The organism is Halomonas sp. ISL-56, assembly GCF_018612805.1.
Taxonomy (GTDB): Bacteria; Pseudomonadota; Gammaproteobacteria; order Pseudomonadales; family Halomonadaceae; genus Vreelandella.
In genome coordinates, this window is the sequence record NZ_JAGGRO010000001.1 from 44,681 (window position 1) to 68,683 (window position 24,003).

Below are 24,003 nucleotides of genomic sequence, written 5' to 3' on the forward strand. Positions count from 1 at the left end.
CTATTTATAGCGAGGATACGCATGAGCGACAACACCTATACGCCCCCGAACGTTTGGCAATGGGAACCGGGTAACGGCGGTAAATTTGCCAATATCAATCGCCCCATCGCCGGCCCTACCTATGACAAGGCACTGCCGGTGGGTAAACACCCGCTGCAGCTTTACTCGTTGGCTACCCCCAACGGCGTCAAGGTCACCGTGATGTTGGAAGAGCTGCTGGAGAAAGGTGTAACAGGTGCCGAGTACGACGCTTACTTGATTCAAATTGGTGAAGGCGATCAGTTCAGCAGCGGCTTTGTCGAGGTGAACCCCAACTCCAAAATCCCCGCGCTAATGGATCACTCCACTAATCCGCCTCAACGGGTATTTGAGTCTGGCGCCATCCTGCTCTATTTGGCTGAAAAATTTAACGCTTTCTTACCCAGCGACCCGGTGAAACGCACCGAGTGCCTCTCCTGGCTGTTCTGGCAAATGGGTAGCGCACCGATGCTAGGCGGTGGCTTTGGCCATTTTTACGCCTACGCGCCGGAGAAATACCAGTACCCGATTGACCGCTACACCATGGAAGTAAAGCGCCAGCTTGATGTACTTGACCGCCACCTAGCCGAGAACCGCTTTATGGCGGGGGATGAGTACACCATTGCCGATATGGCGATTCACCCCTGGTACGGCGCGTTGGTGAAAAACCGCGTTTATGAAGCAGCCGAATTCCTAGAGGCACACACCTACAAGAACGTTCTGCGTTGGACCGAAGAGATTGACGAACGCCCCGCCGTTAAACGCGGCCGCATGGTCAACCGCAGCTTTGGCGAACCTCATGAGCAGTTGCACGAGCGTCATGACGCCAGCGACTTCGAGCTCAAAACGCAGGACAAACTAACTGATAGTGAGTGATCTGAGTAAATAGCCATCAAAAAAGGGCCTACGCTTGATCTCTCAACGTAGGCCCTAAGGTATGCTAAATACAGGTTTGCACGCTTAAACGCTATTCAACCCGTGAGTTATTCAACGCGCGAATTATTCAAAGCGCGAGTTATTCAAAGCGTAGTTCCAAACCCGATAGAAGTAGAAAATATACCCTAAACCAAAGGTAACCAGCGAAATCAGCATCCATAGAATGATATGGCCGATATTGCTGAACAGATTTATATCGCAAATCATTTTTCGCTCTACGCCAGCAGTGTCAACGACCGAGGTACGGTTAATAACAAACCGTGAAAATGAGTAGGGGAAGAAAAATAGCGCTATACCCAAGGTAATAATGCTCAATACCACCCAAATAATCAGATGGCCAATAATATCTAGAATAGAGAGATCCGCTTTGATTTTCACAAATTGCCCTTAGCATGCGTGGAAAGCAGCATAGAGTAACACCGCCGACCTCAAACGCGAATGGCGGATTATTTAGGGGTCTGAACGATGCTCCCCACGAACGCCCTCTAGGCTCGAATGACGGCTCTCTGCCTGACGCTTGACGACACTTAACGAACCATCGGTTTCTAACACCACCGCTTCTACTGCGGTCACGTCACTCAGCCCACTACTGCGAATGGCCGAGAGAACTTCGTCTTGGGTTACCCGCGCTTGACGCAAAGACGTTAATAGAAACTCCCCCTGATAGAGCAACATCAGCGGTTCGCCAGTGACGAATCGACGAACCCAAAGAAATCGAACGCTTGTCCACGTAATCGCAAACTGAAGAGAGATCAGCAGTGCTAAAGCAACCGCTCCATCCACCAAGGCAACATCTTTAGATAACAATACAGTTGCTAGCGTGGAACCCAGTGCGACCGTAACGATTAAGTCGAAGGCATTCATTTTCGAAAGCGTTCGATTGCCTGACAGGCGCAGAAAAAGAACGAGCATTGCGTATGCCAGTAGCCCAACAATCACAATGCGTAATAAACTGCCCCAGCTATTGAAAAAAACCAGTTCCATTGAGCCTTTCTCCTAAACGCCGATTGGTATATGAACATCACACTCCTCTGCTTAGGCTAGCAGCCCTGAGTCTGTTGTATACGCTAGGAGGGTATTGAATCCCGCCACTCTGCCTAGGAACTAGTTGGGCATTCGCTACCGTTAAGGCGTTAGAAGCGCTTGGATAGCGCGATAGAGCCAAACTTATCCTGCTCTTCTTGCCCATCAAATTCGCGTGAGCGCTGCACTACGGCGTAAGTGACCTGCCAATCTTCCCAGGCCAGCGCCAGTCCCGCGGAGACGTCACCTACCCACTCTTTACGGTCAACCGAGTGGCTATTTCTAAATGTATTGCCATCAAGCGTTAGGTTCTGCGCCATATAGTAGCCCTCTACACTGGCAAACAGGTACCACTGCCAGCCTTCTTTAGCGGTCATATGGTAGCGGCTACCGGGGTTGGGTGTCAGCGTAGGTATGCCTGGCGCCTCATCGCCCCAGCGAACGCTATACCCAGCGCTTGCGTAGGTGTAGAGGTTGCCCAAAGCAGCGCTGACGCTAGGGCCATGGGCAAACTGTTTGCCGATCAATGGGGAGCTATGCCACCACTGGCGCCGCATCGCGACGTTGACGATCGCTTCATCGCCAAGCTGATTATTCCACCCGTTGGGTCGGTCACTTTCGGTGATGCGATGCACTTCGCGTTGAATACTATCGGCAAGTGACGACGGCCCTACCAACCCAATATCCAGGTGCAGATCAGTTGCTTGGCGCCAGTGTCCCATCGGCACATCTTCGTAGAGCGACATACCCCCGTAAACAATCCCTGCATAGGGGCGATCGTCTTCAATCAACCCACGCTGCTCAATATTGTTGGGCGTATAAATCTGATGTACCAGCCGAAAAGCGGCCATATCTGCGCTGCCGATAATGCTGTCAGGCAAAGCAGTTGCCAAGCGCTGTGTCCAGTTTTGCGCTTCAGGTTCAAACGCCCAATTAAGCTCAAAACCGCTGGTAAAGTGACCATCGTCACTGCTGGCCATCCCATCATTTGCGTGCTTAATCGAGAGGACACTGTCGTTGGCCTGCGCCAGCGTAGACAGCAGGCTTACTACAGCCACCAGCGGGAGTAGTTGCCATCGTATAGGGGTAATTGCTTTCATGACTCGTTCCTTGAGATTTTTCTAGGGAGTGTTTTTGGAGGCTGCTTTTTGATGAGCATCAACAAACATTGTTGATTGTATGTAATTGTGCAAAAAGATAGCAAGCATACTTTTGCAAACTTCTACACAAAAAGGCTGAGATACTAAAAATTAAGGATGGCTCATAGGCCACCCTTATGGTGTTGATTGCTTAGATTTATAGCGTAGTCGACTAGACGAAAGTTTGTAGGCTAATGATCAAGTTAAACCACTATCTGTCACGTAGCAGCCACTGCGGGGTAATTTCATGTTGGCCGTTTTCATCGGTAATAAATAGCGACCCTTCGCTGATCATTACCGCCCAATTAATCGCCCTTGGCAGGTCTTTAGCAATGGTCGCGAGCGCCTCCTGGGGTAACCCTGCCACATGGACATTTTTCAGCGATGCCACATTGGGCAGTACTTTGCTTTCCCACATATCGACCCGTCCGTAGGCAAGCAGCGAGACACGTTCAGCCCGCCGTGAGCACCAGGTGATGCGCTCGGCATCCGGCAGACCTACTTCAATCCAGTGCAGCAAACGCCCATCCAGGCTTTTCTCCCACAGTGCCGGTTCGTCTACATCGGAAAGCCCACGCCCGAAGGCCAGCGTTTCGCTATACCACAGCACATAAGCCAGTAAGCGCGCGGTCATGCGCTCTTCGGTCTCTGATGGGTGGCGAGCCACGGTGAAACGAAGCGTTTCATACACCCCGCGATCCAGATCGGTCAGGTTAATATCAACTTTGTAGGGCGTTGCGCTAAGAGCCATGGACGTTTCCAAACGAAATTTGCGTCAGTGTACCCGATGCAGGGTATCTCTGGTGGATTTGCCAAGTAGGTTAAGGTTGACGGTAATCCGCCGTTGCTTTGCCATTTTTCAGCGTATCAGCTTCATGCATGGACTCGCGCCATGGTTCCTCAAGCGCGGCTTGATACCACGCTTGCATGGCAGGTAGCGCTAATAAGTGTTCAACATACGCTTGGGAAGCGTCACTGAGCGGTAAGTTGAATGTTTGTACGCGAAACGCAACAGGGGCATAAAAGGCATCGACCGCAGTGAAGCGCTCGCCGGCTAAAAAAGGCCCGCCAAAACGTTCAAGTCCCTGCTGCCATAGTGCATCCAAGCGAGCCACATCGGCTTTGAGTTTGGCCGATAAGCTATTCAGTGCTACCCGCATACCGCAGTTCATCGGACATTCGTCGCGCAGCGTACCGAAACCGCTGTGCATTTCGGCAGTGGCTGAGCGTGCCCAGGCACGGGCAGTCTTATCACTTGGCCAAACGTTGGCGTGTTGCTCGGCCAGATACTCGACAATCGCCAGGGAGTCCCACACGGCCAGCTCACCTGCGCCTGCCACATCTACCAAGCAGGGCACTAAGCCCGAGGGAGAAAAACGAGTAAAGGTATCATGGCTTGCACCAGTGCCCCCTTCAAAGGGCATTAGATGTTCTTTAAACGGAATCTCCAGCGCCTTCATCAGCACCCAAGGGCGCAGTGACCAGGACGAGTAATTCTTGTTGGCAATATACAGATCAAACATGCAGCGCTCCTTATAAGAAGATACAGAATTAGCTGATTTGGGCAGGCATCCTTATCGCGCCGCTTGAGCCAACGTGTTACCGCCCAGTCCCATTAATACGCCACCGCCAATGCGCTGAATCAGGCGGGAAGAGCCGTGGGATTTTTGTAACCATTTACGTAAGGGACTCGCCAGTAGCACCACCATCACATCCGCAGAGGAAAATAGCACATTGGTGGCAATCCCCAGCCAGAGCAACTGCCATGCCACCGGCATCGCGCTCTCGGGCTGCACAAATTGGGGCAAAAAGGCGACGAAAAAGAGTGCGGTTTTAGGGTTAAGCACTTCCACCAGAAAGCTGTCGCGCAGCACGCGTTTAGTGGTGGCCAACGGCACTTCATCGCCATGGGCGCGGATGCCCTGCTGCCATAGCCGTAGCCCCATCCAGAGCAAGTAAAGCCCGCCGATAATTTTCATGGCGATATAAGCAGGCGGGATCGCCGCAAACAGCAGCGCCAGCCCAAGTGCGGCGGCTATCACATGGACATAGCAGCCCATATGCACCCCCATGACCGCTAACCACCCTGCTCGTCGGCCACGCCCCAGGGTTTGCGCTGCGGTATACAGCATCGCAGGTCCAGGTAAGTAGGCAAAACCAAGCGCGGCGAGGATAAATGCAGCCCATTGCATCGTGGCGACTCCGAAGAGATTCGTAGTAAGAAGCCTTTGAGCATAAAACGGGGGTGACGCAAGCGCCACCCCCTAAATAAGTAAAACTGGAACGAATAAAGGCTTAGCAGCCTGTTTTAAGAAATTGGCTTTAAAAAATGGCTTCAGAAGCTGGCTTTACGCTTCTCGACAAACGCTGCCATACCCTCTTTCTGCTCTTCACCGGCAAAGCATAAGGCGAACAGACTGGTTTCCAGCGCCAGTGCGCTATCAAGGTCTTGATCCAACCCGTCGTGAACCGCCTGCTTAGCTCCGCGCACCGACTGCGGGCCGTTGCCCTTGAGCTGCTTGGTTAACTCTTCAACGTAGTTTTCTAGCTCCGCTTGCGGCATTACCCGGTTCACCAGGCCGATACGCAGCGCCTCTTGGGCATCAATTTTGCGCCCGGTGGTAACCAGATCAATCGCCATAGCAGGGCCAACGCGGCGTGGCAGACGTTGGGTACCGCCAAAGCCGGGGATGACCCCCAGCAGCACTTCTGGTTGACCAAACATCGCGTTGTCACTGGCTACAGCCCAGTCGCAGGCCAGTGCCAGTTCGCAGCCGCCGCCAAGGCAAAACCCGTTCACCAGCGCGACCACCGGCACGGGTAGTGTCTCTAGGCGTTTAATGGTGCGCAGCGCTTGGCTGGCAAAGGCGCGCGCCTCTTCGGGCGTTTTTTCACGCATTTCGGTGATATCAGCACCCGCTACAAAAGACTTCTCACCCGCGCCGGTAATCACTACGCCGCGTAGAGTGGGATGAGACTCAAGTTCTACCAGGTGCGCTTCCAGCGCGGCGAGCACTTCGCTGTTCAGGGCATTAAGCGCTTTAGGACGATTGATGGTCAGACGTACCATCCCATCGTTATCAACCTTCTCGATCACTGCTTCGCTCATGGCGGACTCCTTATTTGATTTGTTATGGAATATCAAAGTGGGTACCACTCAACCCTAGCGAACGCTTGGTTGAGTGGCAATGACTTATTTATGCCGCGCTCTTCACGTTAGTGCAAGCTAATCGTAGTGATAAAACCCCCGTCCGCTTTTACGCCCCAGATAGCCCGCGGCCACCATGCGCTTGAGCAGTGGGCAGGGGCGATACTTGGGATCGCCAAAGCCTTCCTGAAGCACTTCCATAATCGCTAGACAAACATCCAGGCCGATTAAATCTGCCAACGCCAACGGCCCCATGGGGTGGGCGGCGCCTAGCTTCATGGCGTCATCGACTGCCTCCGGCGTCGCGGTGCCCTCTTGAACTATAAACGCAGCCTCGTTGATCATCGGCACCAGCAGGCGGTTCACCGCGAAACCTGGCGCATCACCCACGGGAACAGCGGTTTTGCCTAACGCGATAGCGAGCTGTTCAATGCGCTCAACGGTTTCATTTGACGTTTGTTCCGCACGAATCACCTCCACCAGTTTGAGCACCGGTACCGGGTTGAAAAAATGCATACCCACTACGCGCTCAGGGCGTTCACAAACGGCCGCTAAGCGAGTTAATGACAGCGACGATGTATTGGAAGCCAAGATGGCCTCGCTGCTTAAACGGCTTAGGTCGCGGAACAACTTCTCTTTCAGTTCAGGCTGTTCCGGAGCAGCTTCAATAATTACCGCACAATCACTCAAAGCATCTAGCGTCGTGGTCGTCGAAAGGCGCGCCAAGGCAGCGTCTTTATCCGCATCACTGATTTTTTCTTTCGCTACCAGCTTACTCAACCCTTTATCAATATTTGCCTCAGCGCGACTAAGCTGCTGCTCTGCCACATCGTAAAGCCTAACGGTGAAGCCACTCGCCACCGCTACCTGGGCAATCCCCTGCCCCATTGTGCCCGCTCCTACTACACCAATCGTTTTGTCGCTCATACACCCGCTCCTTAAAATGCATTATCAATGATTCTTAGCTTCTTCGCGCAGGACGAACTTTTGGATCTTGCCCGTTGAGGTTTTCGGCAGCTCGCTAAAAATGACTGTTTTAGGGACTTTGTAGCCCGCCAGATGTTCGCGGCAGTGGGCGATAATATCGGCCTCAGTCACTTCACCATAACCGACTTTAAGCTTCACAAAGGCACAAGGCGTTTCGCCCCACTTCTCGTCGGGCTTGGCCACGACCGCCGCCTCTTCGACCGCAGGATGGCCGTAAATAGCGTCTTCCACTTCAATAGTCGAAATGTTCTCACCGCCGGAAATAATAATGTCCTTGGAACGATCTTTTATCTCGATGTAACCGTCCGAGTGCCATACGGCCAAATCGCCGGTGTGATACCAGCCGCCTGCTAATGCCTGCTCGGTGGCTTCAGCATTCTTTAAATAGCCTTTCATGACATTATTACCGCGCATCAGTATTTCACCCATGGTTTGGCCATCTTTGGGGACTGGCTCCATGGTCAGCGGGTCGGCGACACACAGCGCTTCGAGCATATGGTAGCGCACGCCTTGGCGGGCTTTGATTTTGGCCCGCGCTTCAATAGGCAGCTCATCCCACGCTTTGCGCCAGGCACACACTGTCACCGGGCCGTACACTTCGGTAAGGCCGTATACGTGAGTGACTTCAATGCCCAGTTTCTCGACCCCAGAAATCACTGAGGCTGGCGGCGCCGCACCAGCGGTAGTGACTTTCACCGGATGATCGAATTGGCGCTTATCTTCCGCAGGCAGATTCACCAGGCCATTGAGAATGATCGGCGCCCCGCTGAAGTGGGTAACTTTTTCAGCGGCAATTAGCTCCATGATCTTCTTGGGGTCGACGCGGCGAAGGCAAACGTTCACCCCGGCGTTGGCAGCAATCGTCCACGGAAAGCACCAGCCGTTGCAGTGGAACATGGGCAGTGTCCATAGGTAGATCGGATGGTGGGGCATTGCCCACTCCATGATGTTACTCACCGCATTGAGATAGGCGCCACGGTGGTGATAAACCACGCCCTTGGGCTTGCCGGTGGTGCCAGAAGTGTAGTTGAGGGAAATTGCATCCCACTCATCCGCAGGCAGTTGATAGGCAAAATCCGCGTCACCCTCTTCCAGCAGCGCTTCGTACTCAATCTCGCCAATCCCTTGGGTGTCACCGAGAAACTCGACGTCGGCCACATCAATGATCAGCGGCTTATGGGCAAGTTTGGCCACTGCTTGCTGGATGACGTCGGCAAACTCGGGATCGACCAGAATGGCTTTGGCCTCGCCGTGCTCCAGCATATAGCTGATCGCCTCGGCATCCAGGCGAATATTCAGCGTGTTTAATACGCAGCCAGCCAGCGGCACGCCGAAGTGCGCTTCAAACATTGCCGGAATATTGGGCAGCATCGCCGCTACGGTCTGGCCCGGCTGAATGCCTCGCCGCTTGAGCGCAGAGGCAAGCTGACGGCAGCGCGTCCAGGTGTCATTCCAGCTGCGCCGCGTGCCGCCATGCACTATCGCAGGATAGTCAGGGTAGATCGATGCCGAGCGCTCGATAAAGGTCAGCGGTGAAAGCGCCACGTGGTTCGCGACGGTTTTGGGCAAGCCCTGCTCAAATATGGAGGTCATAATTAGCTCCTGGTCTTATTATTAAGCGTATTGTTGACGTCGGTGTTATTAAAAGCGTTCGTTTTAAATAGTTGTTTTGATCGCCTAGAAACAGCACCGCCGCCTCAAAGGGCGGCGGTGCTGACTGAAAACATTCGCGTTAGTGAACCTCAAAGTCGCTTAAACACTGCATACCCGCCTCAATCACCGCACGCTGGGCACGACCTATTGGCAACCATTGGGTGATGGCAAATTCGGCGCTGCGCATCTTGGCAGTATAGAAGGGATCATCGCTGCCGTTGTTAAGGGCGGCCTGGGCACTAAGCGCCGCCTGACCCATTTGCCATGCACACAGCACGTGACCTGCCAATGTGAGAAACGGCGTAGCGTAGGCCTGCACCGCATCTGCGCCGTTTTCAGGATCACTGCCTTGCTCAAGCACGATCGCCTGAGCGGCTTTTAGATCTTCTAGACCTGCGGCCAAGCCGCTGCCCAATGCTGCCAAGGTAGGCTCGGCGTTAAGCTGCTCCACCGTCGCGGCCACATCTTTTAAGAGCATGGAGAGCGCTTCACCGCTGTCACGCTGAAGCTTGCGGCCTGCCAAATCCAGCGCCTGAATACCGTTAGTGCCTTCGTAAATCGGCGCAATACGCGCATCACGCAATAACTGGGCGGCACCGGTCTCTTCCACGTAGCCCATGCCACCATGTACCTGAATGCCCATGGAGGCGATATCCACCGCTTGATCGGTGGAGAAGCTTTTGATCACCGGAATCAAAATATCAGCGCGAGCCTGAGCGGCATGGCGGGCATCACCACTTTCGGCGTGGCGGGCGGTATCCAGTTCGGCGGCACAATAGAGCGCCAGGGCGCGCAGCGCATCGGTACGCGAACGCATGGAGAGCAGCATACGGCGCACGTCCAAGTGATCGCTAATTGTGCAATTCTCACCGCCGCGTGCTTTAGGGGAACGGCCTTGGGTACGCTCCAAGGCGTAGGCAAAGGCGTGCTGACAGGCGCGCTCGGCCACGCCAATGCCCTGAATGCCGACTTTATGACGCGCCTCGTTCATCATGGTGAACATATGGTTAAGACCACGCCCCTCTTCGCCGACCAAGTAGCCGATCGCGCCACCGTTTTCGCCAAAGCTCAGGGTACAGGTGGGCGAGCCGTGAATGCCTAACTTGTGCTCAATAGACGCGCAGGTGACATCGTTACGCTCGCCCAGCGAGCCGTCGTCGTTAACCAGAAACTTGGGCACCAGAAACAGCGAAATGCCTTTGTTACCCTCCGGCGCGTCGGGCTTCCGGGCCAGTACCAGGTGAATAATATTCTCGGCAGCGTCGTGTTCGCCCCAGGTGATATAAATCTTCTGGCCGCTGATGCGGTAGTGATCGTTTTCAGGCACGGCGCGGGAGCGCACTTGGGAGAGATCCGAACCCGCTTGGGATTCGGTAAGGTTCATGGTGCCCGTCCAGGTGCCTTCCACCAGTTTGGGCAAGTAAGTCGCTTTTAATTCATCGCTGCCGTGATGAGCCAGCGCCTCGATGGCCCCGGCGGTCAGCATAGGGCAGAGACCTAGCGCCATATTGGCGCCGTGAAGCATCTCCTGCACCGCGCTGGCGACGACTTCAGGCAGGTTCTGGCCACCCAACGCCTCAGAGACGCCAATACCGTTCCAGCCACCCTCGACATAAGCCTGGTAAGCCGCCGCGAAGCCTTCCGGGGTAGACACGCGACCATCGGTGTGGCGCTTGGCCCCCTGCTGATCACCACTCTTATTGAGCGGCCCCCAGACGTCACCGGCCAGTTTTGCGGCCTCTTCGAGTACCGCCTCAACTAAATCGGGTGTGGCTTCTTCAAAGCCCGGCAGGCTGAGCGAACGGTGCGCTAGCAGCTCTTCGAGCACAAAGCGCAAATCGCGTACCGGTGCGGCGTAAACATTCATGGCGAACCTCGGGCTGAAAAATTAAACGATTGTTTGAAAGCATGCCCTAGATAGTAGTAATACTCTCTCACGTACACCATTAGCCCAAGGTATCACCCGCTACCGATAACGTCTCCTCTCGGTTTTATTTTCGCTCACCAGCTTGATCCACATCATCATAGTAAGCGATGTGGCTTTCATCTTGCGCAGGAGGCCCAACAACTGGCTCGGCAGCTTCAACGTCCCACACGGCATCGGATAAATCTTCTAAATGCTCATGCTCTAGCGCCCCTTGCATCAGCTCTTCTGTCACCACCAGCTCAGCACCTGCCGCTGTCATTGGCGTAGTCGGCGTAAACGGTGCCACGGGTACCGGTGCTGGACGTACGCTACGCCGCCAGGAGAAGAACATTAAGAAGAAGAGACTGAGTGAGCCGAAGGCCCAGAACAAACCCGCATCGCCCATCACGGTCATCACCGGGGAAATCATTAGCGGGCTGATGGTGGCGCCAATCGAGTTGATCAGCAGCAAGCCTTGGCTCATGCGCACAAGCGCCCCTGCGGGAGCGCGATCGGCCGCGTGACTCACCGCCACCGGGTAGAGCGCAAATACCCCACCGCCAAGTAAGAACAGTAGCACCGCCAGCATTGGCGTCGACAGCGGCAACCAGAGCATCGCCGCCGAGATCAGCACGCAGAAACCGCTAATACCGATCAGTACCATCTGTCGATCATGGCGATCCGACCAGCGGCCAATCGGGTACTGCAGTAGCATGGCACCCAGAATCACCACCGCCATCATCTGGCCCACTTGACTGACCGTCATGCCAATACGCTGAAGATAAAGCGGCAACAGTGAGTACGCCGCGGCTACTACCATGCCAGAACCTAAGCTGCCCATTACGCCAGTAGGCGTCAGAGTAATCAGACGATGCGGAGGAAGCGGCTCGGCGTGTTCTATAATTGGCGATACGCGGGGGATCATCGCCATGGGCAGTACAGAGAGCGAGGCCAGCAGGCCAATTACCATAAAGGGTGCGGTTACACCCATGGCATTGGTAACGCCCAGCAGCAGTTGGCCCAACACACCGGCGGCGTACAGTGAAATCATATATAACGCCAGTAGGCGGCCACGAACCTTCTGATCACCTGACGTAAGCAGCCAGCTCTCGATGACCAGATAAACCCCAACCGTTGCCCAGCCGCCAATTAAGCGCAGTACAAACCAGGCCCAGGGGTCGAAGAACAAGCCTTGTAGCAGCACCGTGACGGCCACTAATGAGGCAAAACTGCCATAGGCGCGAATATGGCCAATTCGCAGCAGCAAACGGTCATTCACCAACGCGCCTAGGGCTAAGCCGATAAAGTAAGCCGACGATACGATACCGATGACCGTAGCCGACTCACCGGCGGCATCCAAGCGCACAGTAATTAAGGTGGCGAGAAAACCATTGCCAATCCCGAGAATGAAGAGCCCTAAAAGGGGCGCCAGCGCCATGGCTAGCAGTTGCCGCGACATGAAAACCTCGTCTTGCCTAAAAGTGGTGAAAAACAGGGGCTGAAAACAGGCGTGAAAACGCTGATAAACGTGTTCACAGGAACCGTTATCTCACCTAGCACATCGAGTTAGGCAGGGATAGCGGCGCGCAATTATTGCCCTCAAGCGAGCAAAGTCAATGCTTTTCTAACGTTACAATTATTCACGTTAGCGTTTTGTATAGAATAACGGTATCGGGCCCAGGAAATTCCACTACTAAACTATTCTTTTGTGCCCACCAACGAAAGGTCTCCTCACTAAAAAAGCTGATATGCGTGGGATCGCTAATATAGTGCCAGCGGGCAAACGCTTCTGGCGAAGCAACGCGCTTGGTCATCAGCCCCAGATAGCCGCCGGGTGCCAGTTGAGCGACTAATTGAGCAAGCACTTGACCAGGCTGCGACAAGTGCTCAACGACTTCTGTGGCGGTGATAAAATCAAACGTCTGGGTGAGAACCGAGGCATCAGGGTCGTAAAAAGGGTCGTAGATAGCCATCGGGAAGCCTTGCTCTGCGAACATCACCGACAGCGTCGGCCCAGGCCCGGAGCCAAAATCGAGGCCGCGGGCGTTAGGTTCGAGCTTCGCTAACAGCGGGGTAAATAAACGCCCTAAAAAGCGTCGGTATCCCGTATCATGCGGCGAGTTTTGGTGTTTATCGTATTCGGCCTTTTCTGCAGCGGCGCTCAGATGCTGCTCGGGGGGCACAAATACCAGCTCGCACGTGGCACACTGGTAGTAGTCACGACGACGATCCCGGTGGTAGAGCGCAGTAGTGGATTCCGCGCATAGCGGACAGCGACGCATCATCGTATTCTCTGGCTTATCGTTAGGTATTAAGGAAGGTGGCATGCTATCAGGTCTGGATCATCTTGTTGTTACCGTGACCGACATGGGTCGCGCAGTCGATTTTTATTCACGAGTGCTTGGCTTAGACGTCCGCTATCGCGATGCTCAACGGGTCGATTTAATGCTCGGCGATACGGCGCTACGCCTGCATCAAACCGATACCGACATTGCCCCTATTTCAGCAACACCCACGCCTGGCAGCTTGGATTTATGCCTGCGTTGCCAACTGCCGCTAGATGAGTTCAAGCAGCACTTGGATGCGCTGGCGATTGACGTAGAGCTGGGCCCTGTTGCCCGCCAAGGCGCCAATGGGCCGATCGAGTCGATCTACCTGCGCGACCCGGACGGCAACTTGCTAGAGATCTGCCGCCCTACTTCGCGTTAATGCTAAGTCTAATGAATCAAGGTATTATATACCGCGCTTAAACAGCGCTCACTGAAATGAGCTAGGCATTATCAGCCGCCACAGCACTTATACATATTTATCGAAAGGAAACATTATGCTTGATAACGAAACTGATTCCCCACTTAAAGGCAACGTCGTTCGCGAAGAGCAACAAACGCAGCCCGACACCACCATGGCGATGGTTATCTATGCACTATATCTGGCCAGTTTTCTGCTTGGCGTTACATCGATTATTGGTGTGGTTATCGCCTACGTCTATAAAGGCAAAGGCCCTACGTGGCTGGACGAGCATTACCGCTACCAGATTCGCACCTTCTGGATAGGGTTGGTGTATGGCATTATTTTCTCGATATTGCTTTTTGCAGTGATCGGCTTCCCGCTTTTGCTGGCGCTAGCCGTATGGTTCATTATCCGCTGCGTTAAAGGCTTTAAAGGGTTGCAAGAGAAACGCGCGCCCTCCAACGTAGATACCTGGTTGATTTAACGATGGCATCACAGGGGGCCCAAAACGGTAGGCACTTTTCCAAAGCTAGCGCGATCAGTTGGCTGTGGCGCCAGCTTTCACGCTGGCCGCTTACGCGCCTATGGCGCGTTGCTTCGGTACTCGGCCCCCTGGTTTACCGCTTTAATAAGCGTGAGCGCCAGGTGACTGAGCGCAACCTAAACGTTGTTTACCCTCGCCTCTCTGTTTTAGAACGTAAGTCCCTTGCCCAGCACAGCTTGCGCCACTCAACGGCCACGATGTTAGAGTTGGGCCACGCCTGGATGGCAGAACCTCATAAAGTAGAAGCCAGCATTCTAGCGGTATATGGCCGCGACAAGCTCGATAGCGCCCGCAGTGATGGCCGCGGCGTGATTGTGCTTGCCCCACACTTCGGCAACTGGGAGGTGCTTAACTTCTGGCTATCGAGCCATTTCCCTTTTACTGCGATGTACGAGCCACCCAAAATCACCGCCCTCGACCCGGTCATTCGTCATGGTCGCGAACGCATGGGGGCAAATCTTGTGCCTACCAATCCGCGCGGGGTAGCGGCACTGCTGAAAGCGCTTAAACGCAGTGAAGCAATTGGTATACTCCCTGACCAGGAACCCGACTGGGGCAGTGGCGTTTTTGCGCCGTTCTTTGGCCGCGAGGCCTACACCGCCACCCTGCTACCGAAATTGGTCGCCCGAACTCAGGCTCGGGTGGTCACAGGCGTCGCGCTACGGCTCCCTGGCAAAGGCTTTGAAATCCATTTTTTGGAGGCCGACGAGCGTGTTTATAGCGACGATGATGTGCAGTCTGCCACTGGTGTAAATGCTAGCGTCGAAGATGCGATTGCCTTGGAACCGGCACAGTATCAATGGGAATACAAACGTTACCGCAAAGTGGTGCAGGAGCAGCAGAAGCTCGTCAATTTCCGAGACTATCGTATTTATTAACAAGAGCTTACTGATTATGCAAAACGACCTAGCTAGCGATGAAACACGCCCACCGCAGATTATTTACGCGCTTTACCTGGCGGGCATCGTCACCGCCAATATCACCTTGCTGATTGGCGTCATCATCGCTTATGTTTATCGTAAAGAAGCCGCCCCCTGGCTGCAGCAGCACTATCGTTACCTAATCCGCACTTTCTGGATTGGCACGCTGTATGCCTGCATCGCCTTTCTGCTCAGCATTGTCATAGTGGGCACCCTACTCTGGCCATTGCTAGCGGTATGGTTAGGGGTACGCTGCCTGCTCGGCTGGATCAATGTTCGCAAAGGGCTAACACCGGCACGTCCTGCCAGTTGGCTTTGGTAAGCCGCGTGCTCCACGCCCTTCACTCATAGCTATCACGGTCGTAAACATCATCTAGACGCTCAATATCGTCTTCGCCCAGATAACTACCCGACTGCACCTCGATCAGTTCAAGGGGGATTTTGCCGGTGTTTTCCAGCCGATGTAGTGCCCCAATGGGAATATAGGTAGACTGGTTTTCAGTTACCAAGAAGCGACGGTCTTCTAGCGTTACCTGCGCGGTTCCTCTCACCACGATCCAGTGTTCAGCCCGGTGATGGTGGCGCTGCAGCGATAAACGCCCGCCAGGCTTTACAGTAATACGTTTGACCTGATAACGCTCGCCACTGTCCATCGCCTGAAAACTGCCCCAGGGGCGCTGTACCTGGGCCGCTGTACATGGTTCCTTGCGCCCCGCCCGGATAAGCGATGTCACCAGCTGCTTTACCTGTTGCGCCTGATTACGGTGGGCCACCAGTACGCAATCCGATGTCTCCACGACAATCAGATTATCCACACCCAGTGTGGCTACCAGACGATGCTCGCCAAACACCAACGAATCCTGTGTGTTGGTCAGCCAGGTATCGCCTTTGGTAGCATTGCCCGCAGCATCAGGCCTAACGGTTGCCCATAGCGCATCGAAACTGCCGATATCACTCCAATCGGCTGCCAAAGGCACCACAGCTGCGCGATCACAGTGCTCCATCACCGCGTAATCAATGGAGTCAGCCGGGCAGCGTCTAAATGCCGCTTCGCCTAAGCGTAGAAAATCCAAGTCCCGGTGCGCTCCCTCAACCGCCTCCACGCATGCCTCAAACATCTTTGGCTGTAATCGCTTTAGCTGGCCTAGATAACTGGAGGCACGCAGCAGAAACATACCGCTGTTCCACAGGTAGTCGCCGCTTTCGACTAACGCTGCAGCACGCTTGGCGTCCGGTTTTTCAATAAAAGCTGCAAGACGGTGACCACCTTCTAGCGGCTCGCCGCAGGCAATATAGCCGTAACCCGTTTCAGGCTGTATGGGTACAACGCCAAAGGTAACGAGGTAACCTGCTTCGGCTAACGGGACGGCCAGTGAAACACTGTGCTGGAACGCCTGTACATCACCAATCGCATGATCAGCCGGGAGCACTAGCAGCAGCGGGTCATCGTTAGCGTGACGTGCCAACAGTGCCGCACAGGCAATCGCCGGGGCGGTATTGCGGCCTTCAGGCTCAAGCACCACGGTAGCGGTTTGATCCAGTTCGCGCAGCTGTTCAGCCATCAAAAAGCGGTGGCTATGGTGACCCATCAGCATTGGTGTAGCGGTGTTGAGCCCCTTTAGGCGGATTAGCGTTTGTTGAAGCAGGCTGTTCGACGAGGTTAAGCGCAAAAACTGTTTCGGCATTTGCTCTCGGGAGAGCGGCCAGAGCCTTGTGCCGCTGCCACCGCTCAATATTATCGGTTGAATCATGGTGCCGTCCTTGTATCAGAGCGAGTGTCTACTTGTAGTTCTGAGCCACCAAAATCAGCCTGCAACCAGTGGCGAAGTTGGCTCATCCTCGGCGCATTGCTCGCCATATCGAGTGTAGGCAGGGTACCGGCAACAAAGCCTCGCTTTATAAAAGGTGCCAATAGCGCAGGATCGCCGCTGATGATATGCACCGGAACCGCCGCGCTGGCATCGTCGCCGGTAATCAACGGCGCGGCCTGATGGTCACCCAGCACAATCAGTAGGGTATTGTCATCCACTACGCGCTCGGCCCAGCGGCCAGTGACTTTCACAGCATAGTCAACCGACCATGCATAGTGGTCGCGAATACGCTCAATGTCCTGCCACAGTACTTCTGGTGGGTCGCCGGCGTCTTCCCAGGGAGCAAAAATACGCCCATCGCCGATTGATGACCAATCATCCAGCACCGGTAGGATCGGCGTCCAGGGGGCATGGCTGGAGATCAGTGCCAACTGGGCAAACACCGGCGTCTCGCCCAGCAAGTAACGCTGGGTGTAATCGAGGGTGAACTGATCGGGCATGGTGACCCAGTTCAGTGCCGGCCCGGCGTAATCGATATCCTTCGCTGCGGCAATGTCATCAAAGCCGTAGGCTTCCCCTTCCGGCCAAGCCAGGGTAATCGCTGGCATCACACTCAGGGTGCGCTGACCGGTTGCACGAAAATCATCGATCAAAGTGGAGTGACCGCTGTCGAGCATCAACCGATACCAGAGCTGATTGTCGATCCATCGGCCACTGAGGGCCGTCGCGTGAGCCAGCCAGGACTGCCCACCGCGAATAGGCGCTGCCAACATACCAGAAACCACATGGAGGTCGCGCTCATCCAGCCGCTGTTGTATCTCAGCTAGCGTAGGCAGCAGAACGTCGGAATAACGTGGATTATCCAGCGCCGAGATACCGTAGGATTCAATAAAGGTGAGTAGTACATTACGGTCTTTGAGCCCCGGCAGCGGCTGGGCTTCCAGCGGCGCAGCTTCCAGCTGAGCGGTAAAGGCGAGGCGCGCAGCGTGGGTATCGGTCATTTGCTGCCACTGAAAGCGCGTAGTGTTCACCATCGGCAAGCGCGCGCTATCGACCAGCCGCACCCCATTGAGTTCAAGCGCCGCGCAGCTGATGGCAATGACCAGCAGCGTTAAGGCGGCCGCTCCAGGCAGCCGTTTGATCGAGTAAGCGACCGGTGGAAGCAGCAGGCGCGCTAGCCCCAGGGTAATGGCGATTAGCACGGCCGCTCCTACCAGCATTGCGCAAACTGCCAACAGTTGGCCTACATTACCTACTAATAGGTGATAAATTGAGCGCAGCAAAGGTACGTCAAGATAGAGATTAAGTGGCCGGGCAAAGGCCATCTGGGTGGCAGCAGTGCCAAGATTCGCGGCGGTTGCCAGCATCACCCAACTGACCAGCCCAATCGACACGATGCGGCGCGTTTTTCCTGCGGGAAGCAATAGCATGAGTGGCGTGATTATCAGCGCCTCCCAAGCGAACAGGTGCGTACTGATATCGCCAAAGCGCCACCAAAGTGGCACGATGAGTAAGAAATTCAGCATTAGCAGCGTTAATAATAATCGACTCATTGCACCCTCATGTGTGCCTGCTATAGCGTACAGTTTCAAAAATATACCCGTTAGTCCCAAAGCAGAGCTGTACCCAGTCGCAAGACAAGAGAGCAAGGAATAAGGCTGCTGAAAAACACAACAATCATGTACTGTAATATTTTATCGTATAGTTATTGTGTAAAGATTTCACGCTTTGCTTGGCCATGGGTTTTACAGGTCTTCACCGGAAAGGATTTCGTTTATGCGTTGTAGCTATGTTGATATGAGGCAGGTTGCTAGATGGCCGGATGGTAAGTGGCGAGCTCATAAATTGCGAGCAGATAAATGGCGAATTAATCAATGGCGAACTAAACAATGGATCGTTTTAATCAGCTGTACGCTAGCCTTACCGGCGTTTGCCGAAGACGATCAACATTTCAGCGCGGTTATTGAACGCGCCCAACAGCTAGCTGAAGAGGCTTATCAAGCCCCAGACCAATCACTGCCAGAGGTGTTACGGGAGCTTGACTACGATACCTATCGGCAAATCCGTTTTAACCCCGAACACGCTTATTGGAAGGACGAAAGCCTCTTTAGCTTGCAGCTATTTCACAGCGGCTTTCTGTTTCAAACCCCGGTTACCTTGAACGTTATCGACAGTGACACGGTAACACCGTTGCCTTTTTCAGCAGAGGACTACTCCTACGATGGCAATGCCGCAACGCTCAAAGAGCAAGACTTAACCGGCAGCGACCATGCGGGGTTTCGCCTCCACTACCCGCTTAATAGCGATGAATACGCCGATGAGTTTGCGGTATTTCTGGGTGCCAGCTACTTCCGCATAGTGGGACGTGACCAGGCTTACGGACTCTCCACCCGAGGTCTGGCAATCGATACCGCCTCCCCCGAGGGCGAAGAGTTCCCGGCCTTTCGCGAGTTTTGGTTATATAAACCCGACGCGAATAGCGAACAGATTGAGCTATTGGCGTTAATGGATAGCCCCTCGGTCAGCGGAGCCTACCGGTTTGTTATCCAACCCGGTGAAAATACCCAGGTCGAAGTCGAAGCCGAACTGTTCGCCCGTGAAGATATTGCCAAGCTAGGTGTCGCGCCGCTCACCAGCATGTTCACTTACGGTGAGGCCAGCCGCCAGCGGCCGGACGATTTTCGCCCTCAGGTGCACGACTCCGACGGCCTGCTGATGCACACCGGCAGCGATGAGTGGATCTGGCGTCCGCTAAGCAATCCCTCACACCTGCGCACATCGGCTTTCATCGACGACTCCCCCCAAGGTTTTGGGTTGATGCAGCGGGAGCGTGACTTTAACCGCTATTTGGACACCGAAGCCCAGTACCATCGCCGACCCAGCCAATGGGTTGTACCGCTGGATGAGTGGGGCGCAGGTCACGTGGAGCTTGTCGAGATTCCGACCCCAGATGAGACCCACGACAATATCGTCGCCTACTGGGTCGCTGACGATACGCTGGAGGCAGGGGAATCCCGCCGATTGCACTACCTCACCCACACGCTGAATACCCAGCCAGAAACGCACCACCTTGGTCGTGTCATTCGCACTCGCCATGGCAGTGCAGGTGTGCCAGGGCAAGCGGACTCCTCCTCGCAAGGTCAACGCCAATTTATCGTCGATTTTCAGGGCGATGCGTTAGCGGATATTAGCGCCGATCAGCCCGTAGAGTTGGCTATCAGCTCCCAACATGGCGAGGTACTGCTGCCTCAGGTCACTGCGTTACCTGATGACAATGGCTGGCGGGCTAGCTTCCGGCTGCCCGATGGCGGCCAGCCTAGCGATGTTCGCCTCAGGCTCACCTTAAACGGCGAACCGATTAGTGAAACCTGGAATTATGTGTGGTATCCCGATGACCAATAACGCTGCTAAAGCAAACCCTACACCACTAGCCTCTTTGTGGATAAAGGCATGCTCCTCCTGGGAGCCTAACTAATGCGGCGCATGGCGCTTCAACGACTGCGTAGCGCGGGAGGGCTCGCCCGCTCGCTGTTTATTTACTGGCGACCAGGGCGCCAGCGGGGTCTTCAGCGGCTGTACCAGCCGTTCATTCAGCCCGGCACCGTCGCCTTTGATATTGGCGCCCACTTGGGCGACCGCAGCGCGGCTTTTCATGCGCTCGGCGCCAAGGTGGTAGCCCTGGAGCCCCAGCCTGATCTCGCCAAGTGGTTTAAGCGCCTAGTGAAGCCGCCGACCATTACCCTGCTACCGATGGCGGCAGGCCCGACGGCAGGCTTTGCCGAGATTGCTATTAGCCCCAGCAACCCGACCCTCGCCACGCTTGCCACTGAATGGCGTGAGCAGATTGGCCAACGCAACCCAGGCTTTAGCCAGGTACGTTGGGAGCAACAGCTACGCGTGCCGGTGACCACGCTGGATGCGTTAATTGACGAATACGGCGAACCCTGCTTTATCAAAATCGATGTTGAGGGTTTTGAAGCGGAGGTTCTAGCGGGGCTAAGCTGCCCAGTAGCGGCGCTATCAGTAGAGTTTGTGGCTGGCGCTCTGGAAGTCAGCCATACCTGCGTTAGCCATTTAAGCCGCCTTGGTGAGTACCGCTATAATGTGGTCGCTGGCGAGCAGCGCCACTTCTGCTGGGCCGAATGGCAAACGCCGCAAGCGGTGAGCGAGTGGCTAAACGCAGGGGCCGAAAAATTACCATCTGGCGATATTTACGCCTGTCGCTCTGACCATCCGCTACTGACGAACACCGCTTAACGCTGATAACTGACAGGTTGTGTATTAATGATTCACCACTGGCAAACCCTCACCGCTCCGCAGCTTGCTGACTTCGCCCAACGCGACCCTGTGGCGGTACTGGTACTGGGGGCCATTGAACAACACGGTACTCATCTCCCGCTAGCCACCGATCTGACCATTGGCGAGGGACTACAGGCCGCCATGTTAGAAGCACTTGATCCGAGCCTTAATGTGATCTGCCTGCCGCCGATTGCAGTGGGGGCCAGCGACGAGCACGCCAGCTTCCCCGGCACGCTCAGCCTGCCTGCACCGCTGGCCATTGCCACGCTGGAAGCCTACGGCGACAGCTTAGCCCGCGCAGGTATCCGCCGTCTGGTGCTGCTCAACAGCCACGGTGGTAATAAGGCGGTGATGGATTTAGCGGGGTTAACGCTGCGGCGACGACATAGCATGCGCGTCGTCAAAGCGACCTACACGCGGCTGCCGCCTTTAGAAGGTGCTATTGAGGCCGAGGAGCTGCGCTATGGTTTGCACGGTGGGTTACTCGAAACCGCCATGATGCGCTATTTGGCACCGACCCTTGTAGCGCTAAATGACTATGAGGCTACACCGCCTGCAGCCCCCGAGGGCGATGCATTGGTGAGCCCGGAGGGTGCTGCTGCATTTGCGTGGTTAGCGGAAGACCTGAGCAGCCAGGGCGTAGCGGGGGATGCCAGCCACGCCAGCGCTAAATTAGGCGAACGGCTGGTGCAGCATTACGCCAGCCAGCTAGCGGCAGTAGTGAAGGAAACCGCCCATCTGCCGCCGCTGGCCAACTAACATCGCTGAAACAGCGGAGAACAGTTTTAGCGAGGCCCCATCAGGTTCAACGCTGACCGCTTAGCACATCCTCCAACAAGTGCCCACCACGGGTGGCTTTGGCATTTAGATAGCGCTGATTGTGGTCGGTGACGCTGCCATACAGCGCCTGGCGGGAGACCACCTCAATGCCGCCCTGGCGTAATGCTTCCATCTTTAAGGGGTTGTTAGTCAGCAGCTGTACTTGGTCGATATTGAGGGCATTGAGCATATCCACTGCCACCGAGTACTGGCGCTCATCGTCACCAAAACCAAGTACCTGATCCGCATCCACGGTATCCAAGCCACCATCCTGCAAGGTGTAGGCGCGCAGCTTATTAGCCAGGCCAATACCCCGACCCTCTTGGGCCAAATAGAGCAGCACGCCGCCGCCCATGGCTTGAATATCCGCCACGGCGTTGCGCAGCTGCTCGCCGCAGTCGCAACGCAGGCTGCCAAACAAGTCGCCGGTTAAACACGCCGAGTGTAGGCGCAGTGGCACCGCGCCTTCCCAATGCTCCGGCTTACCGATCACCACCGCGACGTGCTCGCGCAAGCCGTCCGGCTCGCGGAAAAGCACAAAGCGGCTGTCGGCAGCATCCTCAAGGGGAATATTCGCTTCACTCACCCGTTTGAGCATACCCGGCGCCCCGGCAAGGCAGCGTTCAGCGTCTTCAGCGGTGACTTGCAGTAGCCGCCCTTCTGCCAGCTGTTGTTCAATCGCCGCTGAGGCCTCTTCGCTAACAAAGGCACACAGCGCGGCAGGAATCAGCAGCGCGCGGCGCATCAATGTCACCGCGCCTCGTTCGGCTAACCCAGCAGGTTTTAATCCGCTGAGAAGCCCACCAGCAGGCTGCGAAAGCACTTCCGCAGTGGCCAAGCCATGCAGCTCTTGGGGGCTAATGTGAGCAGCCAACGGCAAGCAGGCTGCTTCAGCACTTACCTTTATGCCGATCGCCGCCAGACGGTGACGGGTAAGCACCAGTGAAGGCCGCTCGCCCGCTAACTGGGCAAGTGCCTCAACTGACTCACTGCCTTCCAGCGCTTGCACTAGCAACCGCTGCCCACCGGCATTCACCACCACGGGCAAGCCACGACGGATATCGAAAATAGCGCGTTCAATCTGGTACATGAGGGCCTCCTGGCTTCCTTACGAGGGGGATGGTGCATGCTTGCTCTAAACAACTTGCTCTCAACTGACCAGAGCCCGCATGATGAAGCGGATTTTTTAGCACGGAGACGTCATGCCCGAATCCCATGTCAATATTCTTGCGCTGGCCGATGCCTGGGAGTGGCTGTTGGCGCTGCATCATCGGCGCTGTTGCGATGTGGCGATTACTTTGACGCCAACCGGCAAGTGGCAAACGGCCAAAGCGGTCACCGCTGAAGCGCGTGAGCTGCTTGATTGCCTGACCCCACTGGCCAGTCGGCCAGCCTGGGTGGTGGCTCAACTGGGGCAGAGCATGGATGGCCGCATTGCCACGGAGAGCGGACACTCCCACTACATCAATGGCCATGAAAGTCTGGTTCACCTGCATCGCCTGCGCGCGTTGGTCGACGCGGTGGTGGTCGGGGCAGGAACCGCTAGCGCCGATAACCCGCAGTTGACCGTGCGTCACGTTAGCGGCACCAATCCGACACGGGTGGTGCTGGATCCACGAGGACGCATTCCCCATGACTTGGCGCTGCTGAACACCGACAGCGCCCCAACGCTGCATATTGTGGGGCCTGATCTGGGGTCTGAGCGGCAGGCGACGAGCTTGGCCCACGTTGAACGTTGCGTATTGCCGCTGAATACCAGCGGTCAGTTCGATCCTGACGACGTCATCACCCTGCTCGCTAACAAAGGGTTGCTTCGCGTGCTGATTGAGGGCGGCGGCATTACGGTATCTCAATTTATCGAAGCAGGCGCCGTTGACCGGTTGCACCTGCTGGTTGCCCCGCTGCTGATCGGCTCCGGCAGACCAGGGCTTAAAATGACGCCCATCGAGACCCTTGAGAGTGCGCTGCGTCCGCCCGCGCGAACCTTCCGCTGCGGTGACGACACGCTGTTCGACCTGCGCCTGAGGGATACCACCTGAGGACTGGGCACTGGCGCGGCGGCTCAACGCC

The 24,003-nt window shown here is 55.4% G+C and carries 24 protein-coding genes; 9 read left to right on the forward strand and 15 right to left on the reverse strand.

The features are described 5' to 3' along the window. Window positions 1-21 precede the first annotated feature (21 nt). Window positions 22-894, forward strand: coding sequence for a glutathione-dependent disulfide-bond oxidoreductase (gene yghU / locus J7J49_RS00225; RefSeq protein WP_215089238.1), 873 nt, complete (start codon window positions 22-24; stop codon window positions 892-894). Window positions 895-1,017: 123 nt separating this feature from the next. Here yghU and J7J49_RS00230 read toward each other — a convergent pair whose 3' ends face one another. The 12 genes from J7J49_RS00230 to J7J49_RS00285 form a co-directional block, all read right to left on the reverse strand. Then, window positions 1,018-1,332: a DUF6693 family protein gene (locus tag J7J49_RS00230; RefSeq protein ID WP_064234611.1), complete on the reverse strand. Its 315-nt coding sequence runs from the start codon at window positions 1,330-1,332 to the stop codon at window positions 1,018-1,020. 72 nt (window positions 1,333-1,404) lie between these two features. Beyond that, entirely contained in the window at window positions 1,405-1,938 is a 534-nt protein-coding gene (locus J7J49_RS00235) for a DUF421 domain-containing protein (protein ID WP_215089240.1), read from the reverse strand. Between the two features lie 149 nt (window positions 1,939-2,087). Beyond that, window positions 2,088-3,077 carry a lipid A deacylase LpxR family protein gene (locus J7J49_RS00240; protein WP_215089242.1) on the reverse strand — a complete coding sequence of 330 codons (990 nt, stop codon included), beginning with the start codon at window positions 3,075-3,077 and terminating at the stop codon, window positions 2,088-2,090. A gap of 250 nt (window positions 3,078-3,327) precedes the next feature. Then, window positions 3,328-3,867 (reverse strand): YaeQ family protein, encoded by a 540-nt coding sequence (locus J7J49_RS00245; protein ID WP_064234608.1) that lies wholly within the window; start codon window positions 3,865-3,867, stop codon window positions 3,328-3,330. A gap of 70 nt (window positions 3,868-3,937) precedes the next feature. Then, complete coding sequence (locus J7J49_RS00250; protein ID WP_215089243.1) at window positions 3,938-4,639, reverse strand: glutathione S-transferase family protein; 702 nt, start codon at window positions 4,637-4,639, stop codon at window positions 3,938-3,940. A 51-nt stretch (window positions 4,640-4,690) separates the two neighbouring features. Then, the gene (locus J7J49_RS00255) at window positions 4,691-5,308 is read right to left on the reverse strand and encodes a LysE family translocator (protein ID WP_215089244.1); all 618 of its coding nucleotides are present in this window, start codon (window positions 5,306-5,308) and stop codon (window positions 4,691-4,693) included. 143 nt (window positions 5,309-5,451) lie between these two features. Further along, entirely contained in the window at window positions 5,452-6,225 is a 774-nt protein-coding gene (locus J7J49_RS00260) for an enoyl-CoA hydratase/isomerase family protein (RefSeq protein ID WP_215089246.1), read from the reverse strand. Between the two features lie 117 nt (window positions 6,226-6,342). After that, window positions 6,343-7,191, reverse strand: coding sequence for a 3-hydroxybutyryl-CoA dehydrogenase (locus J7J49_RS00265; RefSeq protein WP_064234604.1), 849 nt, complete (start codon window positions 7,189-7,191; stop codon window positions 6,343-6,345). Between the two features lie 24 nt (window positions 7,192-7,215). After that, window positions 7,216-8,844 (reverse strand): acyl-CoA synthetase, encoded by a 1,629-nt coding sequence (locus J7J49_RS00270; RefSeq protein WP_215089248.1) that lies wholly within the window; start codon window positions 8,842-8,844, stop codon window positions 7,216-7,218. 139 nt (window positions 8,845-8,983) lie between these two features. Then, entirely contained in the window at window positions 8,984-10,771 is a 1,788-nt protein-coding gene (locus J7J49_RS00275) for an acyl-CoA dehydrogenase (protein ID WP_215089250.1), read from the reverse strand. A gap of 124 nt (window positions 10,772-10,895) precedes the next feature. Continuing rightward, complete coding sequence (locus tag J7J49_RS00280; protein WP_215089252.1) at window positions 10,896-12,269, reverse strand: MFS transporter; 1,374 nt, start codon at window positions 12,267-12,269, stop codon at window positions 10,896-10,898. A 181-nt stretch (window positions 12,270-12,450) separates the two neighbouring features. Next, window positions 12,451-13,095 (reverse strand): class I SAM-dependent methyltransferase, encoded by a 645-nt coding sequence (locus tag J7J49_RS00285; RefSeq protein ID WP_215089253.1) that lies wholly within the window; start codon window positions 13,093-13,095, stop codon window positions 12,451-12,453. 40 nt (window positions 13,096-13,135) lie between these two features. Here J7J49_RS00285 and J7J49_RS00290 point away from each other — a divergent pair, with 40 nt between their 5' ends. The 4 genes from J7J49_RS00290 (at window position 13,136) to J7J49_RS00305 (ending at window position 15,326) form a co-directional block, all read left to right on the forward strand. Then, a complete protein-coding gene (locus J7J49_RS00290; RefSeq protein WP_064234599.1) occupies window positions 13,136-13,519 on the forward strand; it encodes a glyoxalase/bleomycin resistance/extradiol dioxygenase family protein in 384 nt (127 codons plus the stop codon). Window positions 13,520-13,634: 115 nt separating this feature from the next. Continuing rightward, a complete protein-coding gene (locus J7J49_RS00295) occupies window positions 13,635-14,024 on the forward strand; it encodes a DUF4870 family protein (protein ID WP_215089256.1) in 390 nt (129 codons plus the stop codon). Between the two features lie 2 nt (window positions 14,025-14,026). Further along, entirely contained in the window at window positions 14,027-14,962 is a 936-nt protein-coding gene (locus J7J49_RS00300) for a lysophospholipid acyltransferase family protein (RefSeq protein ID WP_215089257.1), read from the forward strand. Window positions 14,963-14,975: 13 nt separating this feature from the next. Continuing rightward, the gene (locus J7J49_RS00305) at window positions 14,976-15,326 is read left to right on the forward strand and encodes a DUF4870 family protein (protein ID WP_215089388.1); all 351 of its coding nucleotides are present in this window, start codon (window positions 14,976-14,978) and stop codon (window positions 15,324-15,326) included. Between the two features lie 19 nt (window positions 15,327-15,345). On the opposite strand, the gene J7J49_RS00310 is transcribed toward J7J49_RS00305, so the two are convergent. Together J7J49_RS00310 and J7J49_RS00315 are read right to left on the reverse strand one after the other, a co-directional pair. Beyond that, window positions 15,346-16,755 (reverse strand): mannose-1-phosphate guanylyltransferase/mannose-6-phosphate isomerase, encoded by a 1,410-nt coding sequence (locus J7J49_RS00310; protein WP_064234596.1) that lies wholly within the window; start codon window positions 16,753-16,755, stop codon window positions 15,346-15,348. Further along, entirely contained in the window at window positions 16,752-18,368 is a 1,617-nt protein-coding gene (locus J7J49_RS00315; RefSeq protein ID WP_215089259.1) for an alkaline phosphatase family protein, read from the reverse strand. Before J7J49_RS00315 ends, J7J49_RS00310 begins: the two co-directional genes overlap by 4 nt. A gap of 244 nt (window positions 18,369-18,612) precedes the next feature. Between J7J49_RS00315 and J7J49_RS00320 the strand changes: the two genes are divergently transcribed. From J7J49_RS00320 to J7J49_RS00330, 3 genes are all read left to right on the forward strand, one after another. After that, on the forward strand, window positions 18,613-20,217 hold the full coding sequence (locus J7J49_RS00320) for a glucan biosynthesis protein G (RefSeq protein WP_215089390.1): 1,605 nt from the start codon (window positions 18,613-18,615) through the stop codon (window positions 20,215-20,217). Window positions 20,218-20,289: 72 nt separating this feature from the next. After that, window positions 20,290-21,072, forward strand: coding sequence for an FkbM family methyltransferase (locus J7J49_RS00325; protein WP_215089261.1), 783 nt, complete (start codon window positions 20,290-20,292; stop codon window positions 21,070-21,072). 27 nt (window positions 21,073-21,099) lie between these two features. Beyond that, complete coding sequence (locus J7J49_RS00330; protein ID WP_215089263.1) at window positions 21,100-21,873, forward strand: creatininase family protein; 774 nt, start codon at window positions 21,100-21,102, stop codon at window positions 21,871-21,873. A 46-nt stretch (window positions 21,874-21,919) separates the two neighbouring features. Here the strand turns inward: J7J49_RS00330 and ribA are convergent, their stop codons facing one another. After that, on the reverse strand, window positions 21,920-23,023 hold the full coding sequence (gene ribA / locus J7J49_RS00335) for a GTP cyclohydrolase II RibA (protein WP_215089265.1): 1,104 nt from the start codon (window positions 23,021-23,023) through the stop codon (window positions 21,920-21,922). A 331-nt stretch (window positions 23,024-23,354) separates the two neighbouring features. Between ribA and J7J49_RS22355 the strand changes: the two genes are divergently transcribed. After that, the gene (locus tag J7J49_RS22355) at window positions 23,355-23,972 is read left to right on the forward strand and encodes a RibD family protein (RefSeq protein WP_251048074.1); all 618 of its coding nucleotides are present in this window, start codon (window positions 23,355-23,357) and stop codon (window positions 23,970-23,972) included. Window positions 23,973-24,003: the final 31 nt, after the last annotated feature.

Excerpts from the sequence above, each read along its gene's own strand:
- yghU (WP_215089238.1), top strand. The coding sequence starts at position 22 with ATGAGCGACAACACCTATACGCCCCCGAACGTTTGGCAATGGGAACCG.
- J7J49_RS00235 (WP_215089240.1), bottom strand. The coding sequence starts at position 1,938 with ATGGAACTGGTTTTTTTCAATAGCTGGGGCAGTTTATTACGCATTGTG.
- J7J49_RS00240 (WP_215089242.1), bottom strand. The coding sequence starts at position 3,077 with ATGAAAGCAATTACCCCTATACGATGGCAACTACTCCCGCTGGTGGCT.
- J7J49_RS00245 (WP_064234608.1), bottom strand. The coding sequence starts at position 3,867 with ATGGCTCTTAGCGCAACGCCCTACAAAGTTGATATTAACCTGACCGAT.
- J7J49_RS00250 (WP_215089243.1), bottom strand. The coding sequence starts at position 4,639 with ATGTTTGATCTGTATATTGCCAACAAGAATTACTCGTCCTGGTCACTG.
- J7J49_RS00255 (WP_215089244.1), bottom strand. The coding sequence starts at position 5,308 with ATGCAATGGGCTGCATTTATCCTCGCCGCGCTTGGTTTTGCCTACTTA.
- J7J49_RS00260 (WP_215089246.1), bottom strand. The coding sequence starts at position 6,225 with ATGAGCGAAGCAGTGATCGAGAAGGTTGATAACGATGGGATGGTACGT.
- J7J49_RS00265 (WP_064234604.1), bottom strand. The coding sequence starts at position 7,191 with ATGAGCGACAAAACGATTGGTGTAGTAGGAGCGGGCACAATGGGGCAG.
- J7J49_RS00270 (WP_215089248.1), bottom strand. The coding sequence starts at position 8,844 with ATGACCTCCATATTTGAGCAGGGCTTGCCCAAAACCGTCGCGAACCAC.
- J7J49_RS00275 (WP_215089250.1), bottom strand. The coding sequence starts at position 10,771 with ATGAATGTTTACGCCGCACCGGTACGCGATTTGCGCTTTGTGCTCGAA.
- J7J49_RS00280 (WP_215089252.1), bottom strand. The coding sequence starts at position 12,269 with ATGTCGCGGCAACTGCTAGCCATGGCGCTGGCGCCCCTTTTAGGGCTC.
- J7J49_RS00285 (WP_215089253.1), bottom strand. The coding sequence starts at position 13,095 with ATGATGCGTCGCTGTCCGCTATGCGCGGAATCCACTACTGCGCTCTAC.
- J7J49_RS00290 (WP_064234599.1), top strand. The coding sequence starts at position 13,136 with ATGCTATCAGGTCTGGATCATCTTGTTGTTACCGTGACCGACATGGGT.
- J7J49_RS00295 (WP_215089256.1), top strand. The coding sequence starts at position 13,635 with ATGCTTGATAACGAAACTGATTCCCCACTTAAAGGCAACGTCGTTCGC.
- J7J49_RS00300 (WP_215089257.1), top strand. The coding sequence starts at position 14,027 with ATGGCATCACAGGGGGCCCAAAACGGTAGGCACTTTTCCAAAGCTAGC.
- J7J49_RS00310 (WP_064234596.1), bottom strand. The coding sequence starts at position 16,755 with ATGATTCAACCGATAATATTGAGCGGTGGCAGCGGCACAAGGCTCTGG.
- J7J49_RS00315 (WP_215089259.1), bottom strand. The coding sequence starts at position 18,368 with ATGAGTCGATTATTATTAACGCTGCTAATGCTGAATTTCTTACTCATC.
- J7J49_RS00320 (WP_215089390.1), top strand. The coding sequence starts at position 18,613 with ATGAGGCAGGTTGCTAGATGGCCGGATGGTAAGTGGCGAGCTCATAAA.
- J7J49_RS00325 (WP_215089261.1), top strand. The coding sequence starts at position 20,290 with ATGCGGCGCATGGCGCTTCAACGACTGCGTAGCGCGGGAGGGCTCGCC.
- J7J49_RS00330 (WP_215089263.1), top strand. The coding sequence starts at position 21,100 with ATGATTCACCACTGGCAAACCCTCACCGCTCCGCAGCTTGCTGACTTC.
- ribA (WP_215089265.1), bottom strand. The coding sequence starts at position 23,023 with ATGTACCAGATTGAACGCGCTATTTTCGATATCCGTCGTGGCTTGCCC.
- J7J49_RS22355 (WP_251048074.1), top strand. The coding sequence starts at position 23,355 with ATGGATGGCCGCATTGCCACGGAGAGCGGACACTCCCACTACATCAAT.